The sequence below is a fragment of the Bacillus sp. AFS001701 genome, assembly GCF_002559405.1.
Taxonomy (GTDB): domain Bacteria; phylum Bacillota; class Bacilli; order Bacillales; family Bacillaceae_G; genus Gottfriedia.
In genome coordinates this window covers 1-14,697 of record NZ_NTZO01000278.1, presented here as the reverse complement: position 1 = coordinate 14,697, position 14,697 = coordinate 1, and the positions used below count along the sequence as shown (strand labels likewise).

General features: G+C 33.0%; 16 protein-coding genes. 13 read left to right on the top strand and 3 right to left on the bottom strand.

Annotation, left to right across the window (positions count from 1 at the left end):
• The 9 genes from CN514_RS17710 to CN514_RS17670 form a co-directional block, all read left to right on the top strand.
• On the top strand, nucleotides 1–290 hold a 290-nt coding region (locus CN514_RS17710), incomplete at its 5' end, for a tyrosine-type recombinase/integrase (protein WP_176525957.1).
• 153 nt (nucleotides 291–443) lie between these two features.
• Nucleotides 444–1,190, top strand: a complete 747-nt coding sequence (gene map / locus CN514_RS17705; RefSeq protein WP_098233738.1) for a type I methionyl aminopeptidase — start codon at nucleotides 444–446, stop codon at nucleotides 1,188–1,190.
• 324 nt (nucleotides 1,191–1,514) lie between these two features.
• Nucleotides 1,515–2,216 (top strand): TerC family protein, encoded by a 702-nt coding sequence (locus tag CN514_RS17700; RefSeq protein ID WP_098233737.1) that lies wholly within the window; start codon nucleotides 1,515–1,517, stop codon nucleotides 2,214–2,216.
• A 285-nt stretch (nucleotides 2,217–2,501) separates the two neighbouring features.
• A complete protein-coding gene (gene deoB, locus CN514_RS17695; RefSeq protein WP_098233736.1) occupies nucleotides 2,502–3,683 on the top strand; it encodes a phosphopentomutase in 1,182 nt (393 codons plus the stop codon).
• Nucleotides 3,684–3,696: 13 nt separating this feature from the next.
• A complete protein-coding gene (locus tag CN514_RS17690; protein ID WP_098233735.1) occupies nucleotides 3,697–4,515 on the top strand; it encodes a purine-nucleoside phosphorylase in 819 nt (272 codons plus the stop codon).
• A gap of 96 nt (nucleotides 4,516–4,611) precedes the next feature.
• The gene (locus tag CN514_RS17685; protein WP_098233734.1) at nucleotides 4,612–5,919 is read left to right on the top strand and encodes a pyrimidine-nucleoside phosphorylase; all 1,308 of its coding nucleotides are present in this window, start codon (nucleotides 4,612–4,614) and stop codon (nucleotides 5,917–5,919) included.
• A gap of 190 nt (nucleotides 5,920–6,109) precedes the next feature.
• Entirely contained in the window at nucleotides 6,110–7,054 is a 945-nt protein-coding gene (locus tag CN514_RS17680) for a nucleoside hydrolase (RefSeq protein ID WP_098233733.1), read from the top strand.
• 235 nt (nucleotides 7,055–7,289) lie between these two features.
• Nucleotides 7,290–7,589, top strand: a complete 300-nt coding sequence (locus tag CN514_RS17675) for a hypothetical protein (protein ID WP_098233732.1) — start codon at nucleotides 7,290–7,292, stop codon at nucleotides 7,587–7,589.
• A 355-nt stretch (nucleotides 7,590–7,944) separates the two neighbouring features.
• Nucleotides 7,945–9,243: an NCS2 family permease gene (locus CN514_RS17670; RefSeq protein WP_069031801.1), complete on the top strand. Its 1,299-nt coding sequence runs from the start codon at nucleotides 7,945–7,947 to the stop codon at nucleotides 9,241–9,243.
• A gap of 77 nt (nucleotides 9,244–9,320) precedes the next feature.
• On the opposite strand, the gene CN514_RS17665 is transcribed toward CN514_RS17670, so the two are convergent.
• Genes CN514_RS17665 through CN514_RS26875 form a run of 3 tightly spaced genes read right to left on the bottom strand, consistent with a single transcriptional unit; the run spans nucleotide 9,321 to nucleotide 11,578 of the window.
• Nucleotides 9,321–10,322 (bottom strand): ABC-2 transporter permease, encoded by a 1,002-nt coding sequence (locus CN514_RS17665; protein ID WP_176525956.1) that lies wholly within the window; start codon nucleotides 10,320–10,322, stop codon nucleotides 9,321–9,323.
• The gene (locus CN514_RS17660) at nucleotides 10,315–11,193 is read right to left on the bottom strand and encodes an ABC transporter ATP-binding protein (RefSeq protein ID WP_176525955.1); all 879 of its coding nucleotides are present in this window, start codon (nucleotides 11,191–11,193) and stop codon (nucleotides 10,315–10,317) included. The genes CN514_RS17665 and CN514_RS17660 overlap by 8 nt, the downstream gene beginning before the upstream one ends.
• 1 nt (nucleotide 11,194) lies before the next feature.
• A complete protein-coding gene (locus CN514_RS26875) occupies nucleotides 11,195–11,578 on the bottom strand; it encodes a GntR family transcriptional regulator (RefSeq protein ID WP_098233729.1) in 384 nt (127 codons plus the stop codon).
• Nucleotides 11,579–11,770: 192 nt separating this feature from the next.
• On the opposite strand from CN514_RS26875, the gene CN514_RS17650 reads away from it, so the two are divergent.
• From CN514_RS17650 to sigF, 4 genes are all read left to right on the top strand, one after another.
• Nucleotides 11,771–12,934 (top strand): D-alanyl-D-alanine carboxypeptidase family protein, encoded by a 1,164-nt coding sequence (locus CN514_RS17650; RefSeq protein WP_098233728.1) that lies wholly within the window; start codon nucleotides 11,771–11,773, stop codon nucleotides 12,932–12,934.
• 129 nt (nucleotides 12,935–13,063) lie between these two features.
• Nucleotides 13,064–13,414: an anti-sigma F factor antagonist gene (gene spoIIAA, locus CN514_RS17645; RefSeq protein WP_069031806.1), complete on the top strand. Its 351-nt coding sequence runs from the start codon at nucleotides 13,064–13,066 to the stop codon at nucleotides 13,412–13,414.
• A complete protein-coding gene (spoIIAB, locus tag CN514_RS17640; RefSeq protein ID WP_098233727.1) occupies nucleotides 13,414–13,854 on the top strand; it encodes an anti-sigma F factor in 441 nt (146 codons plus the stop codon). The genes spoIIAA and spoIIAB overlap by 1 nt, the downstream gene beginning before the upstream one ends.
• Nucleotides 13,855–13,866: 12 nt before the next feature.
• A complete protein-coding gene (gene sigF / locus CN514_RS17635) occupies nucleotides 13,867–14,622 on the top strand; it encodes an RNA polymerase sporulation sigma factor SigF (protein WP_098233726.1) in 756 nt (251 codons plus the stop codon).
• Nucleotides 14,623–14,697: the final 75 nt, after the last annotated feature.

Here is a 14,697-nt window from a genome sequence, read left to right as displayed (position 1 = left end):
GTAAAAAAAATAATGATGCATTTTTCTTAAATCATCATGGAAATAGAATGTCTAGACAAGGATTTTGGAAAAACTTAAAAAAACAAGCTGAAAAAGCCAATATTCAACATGAATTAACGCCGCATACTTTACGGCATTCATTTGCAACACATTTATTAGAAAATGGCGCGGATTTAAGATCGGTTCAAGAAATGCTAGGACATGCAGATATATCTACAACACAAATTTATACACATGTAACGAAAAATAGGCTGAAGGATGTTTATAAAGAGTTTCATCCAAGAGCTTAATTACTCAGAATATTAGAATTTTGTTTACACATTAAGAGCTTAAATTAAGCTCTTTTTTCTTGTAAAATGATTGTTATAATGTGAAAAGCATAATATATTAAATTAATCATGTATGAACTGAAAACTAAGGGTGACCCCGAAAGGATGAAATAAATGATTACGATTAAGACTGAACGTGAAATTAACTTAATGGATGAAGCAGGTACTTTATTGGCTGCTACGCATAAGGAAATTGCAAAAATGATTAAACCTGGGATTACGACTTGGGAAATCGATCAATTTGTAGAAAAATTTTTAGCTGAAAATGGTGCGAAACCGGAGCAAAAAGGTTACCGAGGATATAAATATGCAACATGTTCGTCAATTAATGATGAGATTTGCCACGGATTCCCTCGTAAAAAACCATTAAAAGATGGAGATATTGTAACGATTGATATGGTTGTAAATTTAAATGGTGCGCTGGCTGATTCGGCTTGGACATACGGTGTAGGAAATATAGCTAAAGAAAACAAAGACTTATTAAAAGTTACGCAAGAATGCCTATATAAAGGTATAGAGCAAGCTGTAATAGGTAATCGTATTGGTGATATTGGTTTTGCGATTCAATCTTATGCTGAGTCATTAGGTTATTCTGTAGTACGTGATTTTACTGGACATGGCATAGGACCAACTCTTCATGAAGAGCCATATGTTCCTCATTTTGGTATGGCTGGTAAAGGTTTAAGACTGCGTGAAGGGATGGTTATTACGATTGAACCGATGATTAATTTAGGATCATGGCAATCAATAATGGATTCAAATGGCTGGACAGCAAGAACAAGAGATGGAAAAAATTCAGCACAATATGAACATACTTTAGCGATTACGAGTAATGGACCAAAAATATTGACAAAACAATAAGTTAATTATTTACATTGATATGAAAGCATAAAAACTATAATTAAAAACCAATTAAAAATCTATTGACATAATGGACTAGCTAGAATACTATTATATTATTAATAAACAATCGAATACTCCAAAGGGGAGTAGCGTCAGGAGAGATCCTGAAACAAAGTCGTCATTACATGAGAAGAAATTCTCATCGGCTTTGTTGGCATACATATGTGTGCTCAGCAAGACCTTTGCCGTAGAACTACAACTATTGGCAAAGGTCTTTTTATTTTGTAGTCACGGGTACAGGTTGTTTAATTAAAAATAGAAGTTTCATAAGGGGGAAGAGTCATGGATTTATTAGGTGGATTAAGTATTGGCGTACTATTGAATGTAATTTTTATCGACCTGTTATTAAGTGGTGACAATGCTATTCTTATCGCATTAGCAGCGAAAAACTTGCCAGCAGACCAAAAGAAAAAAGCAGTATTATTTGGTACATTAGGTGCAATTGGACTACGTATAGTATTTGCAGCAGTAATCGTGTATTTATTAAAAATTCCGTTTATTTATGCAATCGGTGGTTTAATGTTATTATGGATTGCTTTTAAATTATTAGTCGATGACTCTGGACACGGCGAAGTTAAAAGTGGTGCAACATTATGGGGAGCAGTTCGAACAATCATCATTGCTGATGCGTTAATGAGTCTTGATAATGTTTTAGCTTTAGCTGGTGTATCACATGGTAGCTTAGTTGCAATCGTAATTGGTATTTTAATTTCAATTCCAATTATTGTTGGTGGAAGCTCATTATTAATGAAAATTATGAACAAATACCCAATTATTACAACAATTGGTTCAGGTATCTTAGCTTGGACTGCAGCTGGTATGATCACTCATGAAAAAATGATTAACGATGTTTTTGAAAACCATACAATTGCTTTAGCGTTCAAAATTGTCATGACTGCAATCGTAATTGCAGCTGGTACAATAGTTGCTAAAAGAAAAGCACAAAAACATCAAATTGCAAGTTCAGAAAATCAAACAGCATAATACGCTAAAAGGCCCAGCTTATAAAGCTTGGGCTTTTTATTTTTTCAATACAGTATGTAAGAGGAAATTTTAGCATATCATCTTTATTAGTGACTAATAAAAGAAAATAATTATGAAATATTTATGTCAAAATAACAGTATTCTGGGGAAATATAGTATCAATAGACACAAATTGGAAAATATAATTCTTGAAAAGAATTAGGACAATAAGTATACTTTAGTTGTCAGACATCTGACGCAATCATTTAAGTTTCAGTTTGTTTCGATGAGTTAGGAGGAAAACAAATGAATAGAAAATTTAATAGAGTGTTCCTCGTTGTTATGGATTCTGTAGGGATCGGAGAAGCTCCTGATGCAGAAAAATTTAATGATGTTGGTTCAGATACTCTAGGCCATATTGCTGAAGAAATGAATGGTTTACATATGCCGAACATGGCAAAACTAGGTTTAAGTAATATTAGAGAATTGAAAGGGGTTCCAAAGGCGGATAAGCCACTTGCTTATTACACTAAAATGGAAGAGTCATCAGTTGGAAAAGATACAATGACTGGACATTGGGAAATCATGGGTCTTCATATTGATAAGCCATTTAAAGTTTTTGCTGATGGATTCCCTAAAGAATTAATAAGCGAATTGGAAACTCATTTTGATCGTAAAATAATCGGAAATAAACCTGCTTCTGGAACTGAGATATTAGTTGAACTTGGTGAAGAACATATGAAAACAGGCGATTTAATCGTTTATACGTCTGCTGATTCTGTTTTACAAATTGCAGCTCATGAAGAAGTTGTTCCTTTAGAAGATTTATATCGTTATTGCGAAATTGCACGTAAATTAACATTAGATGATCCATACATGATTGGTCGTGTAATCGCGAGACCATTTGTAGGTGAGCCTGGAAACTTCAAACGTACACCAAATCGCCATGATTATGCATTAAAACCATTTGGACGTACTGTTATGAATGAATTAAAAGATGCAAATTATGATGTAATTTCAATCGGTAAAATTGCTGATATCTTCGATGGTGAAGGAATTACGAAAGCATTACGTACTGTTTCAAATATGGACGGTATGGATAAATTAGTTGAAACATTAAAAATGGATTTCACTGGTTTAAGCTTCCTAAATTTAGTTGATTTTGATGCAGTATACGGTCATAGAAGAGATCCACTAGGTTACGGTAAAGCATTAGAAGAATACGATGCAAGATTACCTGAAGTATTTGATTTATTAAAAGAAGATGATTTATTAATGATTACTGCCGATCATGGAAATGATCCGACATATACTGGTACAGACCATACAAGAGAATATGTTCCATTACTAGTTTATAGTAAACAGTTTTCAGAAGGTAAAGAATTAGAAATTCCAAAAACTTTTGCAGATATTGGAGCAACCATTGCAGAAAACTTTAAAGTTACAATGCCATCACATGGATCAAGTTTTTTTGAAAAATTGAGATAAGGTGGAGTTACATATGAATAAAGAAAATATCGATAAAGCCGCTGATTTTATTAAAAGTAAAGTTGACAGACAGCCTAAAATTGGATTGATTTTAGGATCAGGTTTAGGAGTTCTTGTTGACGAAATAGAAAACCAAGAAAAAATACCGTATCATACGATTCCTGAATACCCAACGTCAACAGTAGAAGGGCATGAAGGACAACTAGTTTTTGGAACGATACACGGTATCGAAGTAGTAGCAATGCAAGGAAGAGTTCACTACTACGAAGGATATAGCATGGAAAAAGTTACATTCCCTGTACGTATCATGAAAGAATTAGGTGTAGAAAAATTAATCGTAACGAATGCTGCTGGTGGAGTTAATACTTCATACGAACCTGGTGATTTAATGTTAATTACAGACCATATTAATTTTACTGGTACTAGTCCACTAATTGGACCAAATAACCCAGAGCTTGGCGTTCGTTTTGTAGATATGTCTTATCCATATGACCGTGAATTAAGAGAAATTGCAAAAAGTGCTGCTAGTGAAGTAGATGTAAAACTTCAAGAAGGAGTTTACGCTGCACTAACAGGACCATCTTATGAAACTCCAGCTGAAATTCGCATGTTTAGAACTTTAGGTGCTGATGCTGTTGGGATGTCAACTGTATCTGAAGTAATTGTGGCACGTCATGCTGAATTAAGAGTACTTGGTATTTCATGTATTTCAAACATGGCAGCGGGTATTTTAGATCAACCGCTAAACCATGAAGAAGTTATTGAAACAACACAAAGAGTAAGAGCATCATTTTTATCATTAGTAAAAGAGATTATTCGTAAAATCGGTTAATTCAAAAGTTAACGAATATAAAAGGACTTCTACATTATGTGGAAGTCACTTTTCATTAGAAGTAATATATCCAAATTAGAAAGAGGCGTTTCAAAAATGAGAATGGTAGATTTAATCGAAAAAAAACGTGACGGAAAAACATTAACAACAGAAGAAGTTAATTTTGTAATCAAAGGTTTCACAGATGGTAGTGTACCTGATTATCAAATGAGTGCTTTTGCAATGGCGGTTTTCTTAAAGGGCATGACTGAAAAAGAATATAGTGATTTAACAATGGCTATGGTACATTCTGGTGATACAATTGATCTTTCTAACATTGAAGGAATCAAAGTTGATAAACATTCAACTGGTGGAGTAGGTGATACAACTACACTTGTATTAGGTCCATTAGTAGCTTCTTTAGATATTCCAGTTGCCAAAATGAGCGGACGTGGTTTAGGTCACACTGGTGGTACAATCGATAAATTAGAAGCAGTAGAAGGCTTCCATGTTGAATTAACTGAAGAAGAATTTACGAAACAAGTAAATGATATTAAATTAGCTGTAATCGGACAAACAGGAGATTTAACACCGGCTGACAAAAAGTTATATGCACTTCGTGATGTAACAGCAACTGTTAACTCAATCCCATTAATTTCAAGTTCAATTATGAGTAAAAAAATCGCTGCTGGTGCAGACGCAATTGTTTTAGATGTTAAAACGGGTGCAGGTGCATTTATGAAAGATATTGATGATGCACGCGATTTAGCTAAAGCGATGGTTAAGATTGGTAACAACGTTGGAAGACAAACAGTTGCAGTTATTTCTGATATGAGTCAACCATTAGGTTTTGCAATTGGTAATGCATTAGAAGTGAAAGAAGCAATTGACACTCTAAAAGGTGAAGGTCCAAAAGATTTAGAAGAATTATGCTTAGTATTAGGTAGCCAAATGGTTGTACTTGCTAAAAAAGCTGAAACATTAGAAGAAGCAAGAGCTAAACTTCTAGAAAATATGAAAAACGGAAAAGCTTTAGAAGTATTTAAAGCATTTTTAGTAGCTCAAGGTGGAGACGGTTCAGTAGTAGAAGATCCATCAAAACTACCACAAGCTAAATATGTACAAGAAGTAGTAGCAAAGCAAGACGGTTATGTTTCACAAATCGTTGCTGATGCAGTAGGAACAGCAGCTATGAAATTAGGCGCAGGACGTGCAACAAAAGAATCAGTTATTGACTTAGCTGTTGGATTAATGCTAAACAAAAAAGTAGGCGAAGCAGTTAAAAAAGGCGAATCATTAGTTACTGTCTATTCAAGCACAGAAGATATTAGTGAAGTTGAAAAAGACTTACTAGAAAATATTAAAATTTCTACTGAAAAAGTAGAAGAACCTACATTAGTTTATGATTTAATTATGGAAGCTTAAAGATTTTTAAAAAGCTATTCTCAGTGATGAGAATAGCTTTTTTTGTTCTTCTTAATGGTAGGTTACTTTTCAAGTTAATATATTCGATCTTTTTTATATACTTTTCAAAAAGATAACAACATACCTTTATATCAAAGGAATAAAAAATAAAAAAATGTTCCAAAGTTTTGATTTAAAGGGAGCTAAGCTAATGGGAAAGAAAGTGTTATTCTTCGGTGATGTAGGAATTGATGATGCGATCGCCTTGGTTTATGCACGATTAACAGAAGATATTGATATAATTGGGATTGTAGCGGATTATGGGAATGTATCTAAAAAAGAAACGACAAGGAATGTTCGGTTTTTACTTAAAAGGTCAGGAAAAGAATATATTAAAGTCTATGGGGGTGCTGAGAAACCAATGACGGGAGAAATCCCGACCTATTACCTCGATATACATGGTCCGTTCGGTTTAGGTCCAATTGACCCAGGTTTAAAGTTAGAAAACTTAGAAAACTTTTGTGATGTGATCAATTTGATTGAACAGTATAAGGATGAACTAATAATCGTTAATACGGGGAGGTTAACCTCGCTAGCGACCCTATTTATCTTATACGAAGATTTGATGAAAAGTGTGAATTCATACTATATTATGGGCGGGGCTTTTCTGTATCCTGGAAATGTTACACCAGTAGCTGAAGCGAATTTTCATGGTGATCCGTTAGCAGCTAATATCGTTATGAAGTATGTAAGTGGTGCATATATTTTCCCATTAAATGTAACGCAAAATGCCATCGTAACTCCTTCAATGGCCAATTATATTCATTCTAAAGGGAAAACTGATCTTGTAAAACCATTATTAGATTACTATTACTTCAACTTCTATCAAAAGAAGGTACCTGGCATAAAAGGGAGTCCAGTTCATGACGCGGTTACTCTCATGGCAGTCATACGTAGCGATTTATTTAAATTCTATACATCAGCTGTTGTAATTGATTCAACCGATGTGGCTAGGGGGCAAAGTATTGCAGATTTTCGAGTAACGGATACTCCTGAGAAATTTGATGGAAGACCGCAACAACATATCGCAGTAGGCCTCGATTATGAAGGGTTTTATAAAGATTTTATGTCAATTATGACCGGGGAGAAATTCTAGATTAATAATTAATAGAGAATGATCAAATAATCAAATTAATTGATTCGAACTTTAGCTTGATTGCTACTTTTGACAAACCCTTGCCATATTATGCAAGGGTTTGTTTTTGCTAATAATTATTTTTTAAATACTTAAGTTTAAGCTTTCTAATAACAGATGGTGATTGGAGTTATAAAGTTTTTAGCGAATTTTCACATAATCAAGAAAAATAGTTATTCTAATAAGAGGTGTAAAGTTGAGGCAAACGACGTGGAAAGAAATAATACTGATGTTTAGTCCAGTAATATTAATACCAATCATTTTATTTATTGTATTACATTCATCACCATCAATTGCATTGAGGACTCATGTATTTTTTAATGGTCATCCAATTTTAGCCGTAAAGTCTGAAATTCAAGATGACCAAGAACATAATCAGGGTGATAAGGAATTCTTAAAAAATGAACACGCAAAATGTTATTCTTTAAATGAAGAAAATTATATCCTTCGAAAAAAAGGTTTTATCTATGTAGCTGATTATTACGGAAATGCCTAATATTACGGGGATTTCTACTAGAGATGCTCGCATTCCTACGGGCAGCTGGGACCTAAGTTGTTAAGTTGTTTCCTAACATCTTGAGGTCTCAGGCCCATGTAGTTCTTATATGAATCCAGTACTTTTTATTTCCGATTAATTTGCTCATCAAAAAAAATTCATAAACAAAACCCTAAATAACTATAAGTTTTTACAAGATGAGAAACTGCTAGTATTGTTGTGATCGTAAAGCATTGTAATGAAAACACTAAAGAAAATTATTTTCTTGTTTAATTATTTGATTAAATTTAGTATAATTGTAATCGTGCCTTGTTGCATGGGTGGGAGAGGGAGACACTAAAAGAGAGGAATTTCTTTGAAAAATTTATTGAACAAACAGTTTAATCTTGAAGGTAGCGGTACGACCATTAAAACGGAGTTGATTGCAGGTGCAGTTTCATTTCTAACACTTGTCTATATTTTGTCCGTTAATAGTACAATTTTGCATGATGCAGGTATACCGTTCCAAGGTGCAATGATTGCCACCATTTTGTCAGCTTTCTTTGGAAGCGTTATGATGGGATTATGGAGTAATTCACCTTTAGTATTAGTTCCGGGAATGGGCATCAACGCATTGTTTACTTATACAATGGTTGGAGAAATGGGAATGAATTGGAAGGAAGCACTTGCTGTTGTATTTGTAAGTGGAATCTTATTATCAATTTTATCATTCACAAAGTTAATTAAGAAATTAACAACTGCGATTCCATTATCACTAAAAAGTGCAATTACAGTTGGAATTGGATTTTTCTTAACGTTTATCGGTCTTCAAGCTGGTGGGATTGTTGTAAAAAATGAAAGTACGTTCGTATCGATTGCAAATTTTACAAACGTGGATGTTTTAGCAACAGTTATTACACTAGGTATTGCGATTTATCTTTTTATTAAAAATGTACCTGCTAACTTTTTAATTACGGTTATTTTAGGTACCATCATTTCATTCATTTTGCATGGTGGAATTGAAAAAGCACATGATACAACAAAAATTACAATGAAATCTGCTAGTGAAGTTGTCGGACAACTGACCTTTACTCATGTATTGAGTTTTCCATTTTGGATTGCAGTATTTTCGTTAACGATGGTTGTATTATTCGAATCAATCGGTATTATTCATGGTCAATTAAGCATGATGAACCAAGAGCATAAGCAACAAAAGGTTGTTCAAGGAACTGCATTTGGTATTATTTTATCCGGATTACTTGGAACTAGCCCAACAGTGATTGCTGTTGAAGGTAGTGCAGGTATCAGTTCTGGTGGTCGAACAGGTCTTACTTCTGTTGTAACTGGATTTTTATTTTTAGGATGTTTACTCTTTATGCCATTAATAGCATATATTCCGACATCTGCAATTGCACCAATTTTAATCATAATCGGTTCATTAATGGTTAAACATATTACAGATATTCAATTGGATGATCCTACTGAGGCAATACCAGCCTTCTTAATTTTAGCATTCATCCCTTTAACATATAGTATTATTGACGGAATTGCATTCGGTTTTATTGCTTATCCATTAGTTAAAATGGCAGCAGGTAAGAAAACTGAAATCACACCATACATGGTGGCAATTTCAGCATTATTCTTTGTACGATTTGCATTGAACTTTATTGCATAAGAAAAAGCGCTGATTCTTCTAATGAGAACCAGCGCTTTTTAATTTGTTGTTTTTTGAAATTTAGATTTTGCAAAACATTAATCAAAAAATTTATTTAATCGTTTATAGAAGAAATAGCCAACAACGGTACCAATTATTAATCCAATCACGTAAATAATCGTGTTATTTCCATTTGCAATGGTAGATGTTAATAAAGCAATTAATGTCGCTGAAAGATATACAAATAAGACGTTTACGAATAAACCGAATTTTTTATAAACGAATAATTTGCCATTATTAACATTCGCATATCTGTTGTAACATAATAAACCAATTATTAGAAATGCAACGATATAAAGGATAATGATCGTTAAATTTCCGTAGTCTATAGTTGGATAATGGACGATTTGTTCATTAAAATCCTTTGAAATTGATAGTGGGCCTGTTTGATATGGAATAGACCAACTAGTAATCGTTTTTTCAAAGCTATTGTCAGGTAATTTATAGTTAAAGATCCCATTTAAGTTTGAATAAATACTAAAATAGATAATACTAGGTGAGAAAATCGTAAAAATAGTGAAAAGTGTTTGAGAAAAATAATGACCTGTAAGTGTTCCAATCGAGAGACCAATTGTAAAAAAAGCAATCGTAAATAGGAATATGACAGTAAAAATGGTTACAAATGATGAAGCATCAATATATTTGTGTAGATTCGTATTGTAATGGATTAATAGAGTTAAAATAATTAATCCAACAGTCGCCATAAAAATATGAGCAATTCCAAACACCCATTTTGATAAATAAAGTTGTCTTGGTGAGTAAGGAAGGGAAAATTGAAAATCAATTCCTCCTGTATTTCGTCCAATTCCAATTAATAAAATACTTAATATTAATACAATGATCGGTGAAATAAATGCTAGCATACTAAAATCAGATATATAAAGGTACGGATCACTAGGATTAGTTAGTAAAGCTCGATTTAATTCATCAGTATTATTGTAATAGCTAAATGGAAGAATAATCAGATAGACAAGATATAATAAAATAAGTGCAAGTCTAGATTGTTTGGAATTTATTAGCCACAATGCTTTACTAAACATATAAGTCCCCTCCATCATTTATGAAAAATAAATCCTCTAATGTCAATGGAAGTTCTTCTAGAAGAAGTGGATTTTCATTTTCCATTCGTTTTATATATTCGTTCTTATTTCCATTAATAATGATGATTGCTACTTTGCCAGTTTTTGAGAATACAGAAATAGACGGGTCATCTTCGAATATTTTAGGTAAACCATCTTCAAATGCTACTTGTAATTTATAAAATTGACTCGTACTTTCTTCCATTGTAGAGATTGAATTAATTCTTCCATCCTTAATAAATAAATATTGATCAATTATTTTTTCTAGCTCAGCAAGATGATGTGATGAAATAATCACTCCGACTGAGTTAGTGCTTGCATATTCAATGATTAATTGCAAAACAGTTCGTTTAACGACTGGATCTAAACCATTAGTTGGTTCGTCTAAAATGACGTATTTTGCATCTGTTGAAAAGGTTAGTAATAAATAGATAAGTGTTTTCATCCCTTTTGAGTATTTACGCAGAGATGTATTTGGTAATTTATATTTATTTAAAGCTTCTAGAAATTTGTGTTTATTGAAGTTTGGATATGAATTTTCATAGATCGTAATAAGCTCTTTCACACTGTATTGATTAATGAAATTTGTAGAATCACTCATATATGCAATTTGTCTTCTAGTATTAGGTAATTCGTTAATCTCTTTATCGTCAATACTTATTGAGCCTTCATCTGGAGATAGAATGCCAACAATTGTCCTTAAAAGAGTCGTTTTACCAGCTCCATTTCTACCGATTAAGCCTGTGATTTTACCTTTTTCTATTTGAAAGTTTAGATTTTTTAATACTTCATGTTCATCGAGTTTTTTACTTAAATGATGGATTTTCAACAAACTATTCAGCCCCTTTATTAGAATAAAACTCTTTTACCCAATTAATTATTTCTTCCTCTTTTAAGCCATCTGTTAAACAATCAATTAATAAATTGGAAAGTTTATTTTTATATTTTAAAAGGGTATCTGTTGAAACAGTCTCTTTTGTTAAACCAATTACAAATGTTCCTTTACCCCTTATCGTTTCGATGACTCCAGTGCGCTCTAGTTCTTGATAGGCTCTACTAACAGTATTTGGATTGATCACCAATGTAGTTGCTAATTCACGTACGGAAGGAAGTTTATCGCCATTTACCAAAATTTTCCTTAGTATTTGTTCTTTTGTTTGTAGAACAATTTGCTCCCAAAGGGGTAAATGGCTTCTTGGGTCTAAAATAATAATCAAGAGATCACCACCTCAAATGTTTACTTAAGTGTATGGAGTGTATTAAGTGTATGAGTGTAATTAATACACTTTACTTATATCATATGTTCTCATGTATGTAAATAGTTCCATTCTTTCTAATATTTTCTTCTGTGGTTGATTAAACTACTTATATTTGGAAAAAATATGTATGAAAAGAATGGAGGGTTATAGATGAAAAGGGTATTACTAACTCTTTTAAGTAGTGTTATGATCTTTTCTTTATCACTACCTAAAGTAAATGCAAGAGAGACACAAAATAATGATGTAAGTTTGGCAAAAAGTGCATTATCTTCCGTAATTATTGAACAAGATACTGGGAAAATCTTATATGAAAAAGACGCTAGAAAAGAGCTTCCACCAGCAAGTATGACTAAGATTATGACAATGCTTATTATTATGGAAGAAATCAATAAAGGAAAACTTAGATTAGATGATAAAGTAATGACAAGTGAACATGCTGCGTCAATGGGTGGATCACAAATCTTTTTAGAACCTGGCGAAGAGATGACTGTAAAAGAAATGTTAAAAGGGATTGCAATTGCATCAGGAAATGACGCATCGGTCGCAATGGCAGAGAAAATTGCAGGTACAGAAGAGGCGTTTGTCGCTCTAATGAATAAAAAAGTAAAACAGTTAGGATTAAAGAATACACATTTTGAAAATCCAACTGGGCTACCTGCACCTGGTCATTATTCATCTGCGTATGATATGGCAATCATGGGAAGAGAGCTTTTAAAATATCCATTAATCACAAAGTTTACTGGTACTTATGAAGATTACTTGAGAAAAGATACTGAAAAACAATTTTGGCTAGTTAATACGAATAAACTAGTTCGTTTTTATCCAGGGGCGGATGGATTGAAAACTGGATTTACTGCAGAAGCAAAATATTGTTTAACAGCAACTGCTAAGAAGAACAACATGCGAGTAGTTAGCGTAATTATGGGTGCACCAACTTCTAAAGAAAGAAATGCACAAATGACAAATTTACTTGATTATGCATTTAATCAATATCAAGTAAAACAATTAATTAAACAAGGTGAGAATATCGAAAGGCTTAGCATTAGTAAAGGTAAGTCTAAAGGTGTAAATGTTATCACTAAAAGCCCAGTTTCAGTTGTATTGAAGAAGGGTGAAGCGATGAATAAAATTACGAAAGATATTCAGCTGAACAAAAATATTCAAGCTCCAATTAAAAAAGGGCAAGTTGTCGGAGTTTTAGTATTAAAGCAAGGTAGTAAAGTTTTATCAAAAACAGACTTGGTTACTAATAAATCGGTAAGTAAAGCTAATTGGTACGATTTATTTAAGCGTACTGTTGGAGGATTCAACTGATTTTTTCCGACTAATTTCGAGTATAACTAAAAGATTTGGCGTTTTGCCACTAGTTTTGTCATACGTGAAGGAATTCGGTTTAGTTTTAACGAAACTCTAGAATAACCGTCAAATAAGGAGGTTATTGTAGTGAGTCTTAATATTGAACTTGAAGTGAAAAATGCAATCCTTTGTGTAAGACTTGCAGGGGAACTAGATCATCACACTGCTGAGGATTTACGTTTACAAGTAAATGAGGTATTAGAGTCACAGACTATCAAACATATTTTATTAAATCTTGAGCATTTAACGTTTATGGATAGTTCTGGTTTAGGTGTCATCTTAGGTAGATATAAAGTTATTCGAAATAAAGGTGGGGAAATGGTTGTATGTTCAATTTCACCATCAATTAAGCGGTTGTTTGATATGTCTGGTTTATTTAAGATTGTTCATTTAGCTGATGATGAGTCAAATGGACTTAATGTATTGGGGGTGGCATAATGCGAAATGAAATGAACCTTCAATTTTCCGCATTAAGTCAAAATGAATCATTTGCTCGTGTAACTGTAGCTGCATTTATTACCCAGCTAGATCCTACATTAGATGAATTAACTGAAATTAAAACTGTAGTATCTGAGGCTGTTACAAATGCGATTATTCATGGTTATGAAAATAATCCTGAAGGTATCGTATTCATCTCAGTTCTACTTGAAGAACAGACAGTAACTTTAACAATTCGAGATGAGGGTATTGGTATTGCTGATTTAGATGAAGCTATGCAACCTTTATACACTTCAAAACCAGATTTAGAAAGATCCGGCATGGGATTTACGATTATGGAGAATTTCATGGATCAATGTGAAGTTGTGTCCACTATCAATGTTGGTACAACGATTACGGTTAAAAAGTACTTATCAAATAGCAATGTTTTAAGTAATTAAGGAGAATCGCCTATGGACGTAGAAGTCAAGCAAGATCAACCCCGTGCGCAGTTAAAGGATCATGAATTAAAAGAGTTAATTAAGCGTAGTCAGGCTGGAGATCAATTGGCTAGAGACAGCATCGTCGGGCACAACATGAGACTTGTATGGTCAGTTGTTCAGCGCTTTATTAACCGTGGATATGAACCAGATGATTTATTTCAGATTGGTTGTATCGGATTATTGAAATCGGTAGATAAATTTGATCTATCTTATGATGTACGATTTTCTACATATGCTGTTCCGATGATTATCGGAGAAATCCAACGATTTATTCGAGACGACGGAACGGTTAAAGTGAGTCGTTCATTAAAGGAAACGAATAATAAGATTCGAAAAGCAAAAGAAGAATTAAGTAAAACACTTGGGAGAATGCCTACAATTAACGAGATTGCTACTCATATGGAAATTACACCGGAGGATGTTGTACTTGCACAAGAGGCTAGTAGAGCTCCTTCATCAATACATGAAACCGTGTATGAAAATGATGGGGATCCTATTACATTGTTAGATCAAATTGCTGATAACCATGAAACAAATTGGTTTGAAAAATTTGCATTAAAAGAAGCGATAAAACAACTAGATGAACGAGAGCGATTAATTGTCTATTTAAGATATTATAAAGATCAAACTCAATCAGAAGTTGCTGAACGATTAGGAATTTCTCAAGTGCAAGTTTCAAGACTAGAGAAAAAAATTCTCCAACAAATGAAAGACAAAATTAAATAAAATCTTGAGCTAAAAAAGCTGAAGAATCGTAGGAAATACAATTAGATTTTTCAGCTTTTTTATTTTGTCTTTATT

Bases quoted from the DNA above. Each gene is read 5' to 3' on its own strand.
- map (WP_098233738.1), top strand. From the start codon at position 444: ATGATTACGATTAAGACTGAACGTGAAATTAACTTAATGGATGAAGCA.
- CN514_RS17700 (WP_098233737.1), top strand. From the start codon at position 1,515: ATGGATTTATTAGGTGGATTAAGTATTGGCGTACTATTGAATGTAATT.
- deoB (WP_098233736.1), top strand. From the start codon at position 2,502: ATGAATAGAAAATTTAATAGAGTGTTCCTCGTTGTTATGGATTCTGTA.
- CN514_RS17690 (WP_098233735.1), top strand. From the start codon at position 3,697: ATGAATAAAGAAAATATCGATAAAGCCGCTGATTTTATTAAAAGTAAA.
- CN514_RS17685 (WP_098233734.1), top strand. From the start codon at position 4,612: ATGAGAATGGTAGATTTAATCGAAAAAAAACGTGACGGAAAAACATTA.
- CN514_RS17680 (WP_098233733.1), top strand. From the start codon at position 6,110: ATGGGAAAGAAAGTGTTATTCTTCGGTGATGTAGGAATTGATGATGCG.
- CN514_RS17665 (WP_176525956.1), bottom strand. From the start codon at position 10,322: ATGTTTAGTAAAGCATTGTGGCTAATAAATTCCAAACAATCTAGACTT.
- CN514_RS17650 (WP_098233728.1), top strand. From the start codon at position 11,771: ATGAAAAGGGTATTACTAACTCTTTTAAGTAGTGTTATGATCTTTTCT.
- spoIIAB (WP_098233727.1), top strand. From the start codon at position 13,414: ATGCGAAATGAAATGAACCTTCAATTTTCCGCATTAAGTCAAAATGAA.
- sigF (WP_098233726.1), top strand. From the start codon at position 13,867: ATGGACGTAGAAGTCAAGCAAGATCAACCCCGTGCGCAGTTAAAGGAT.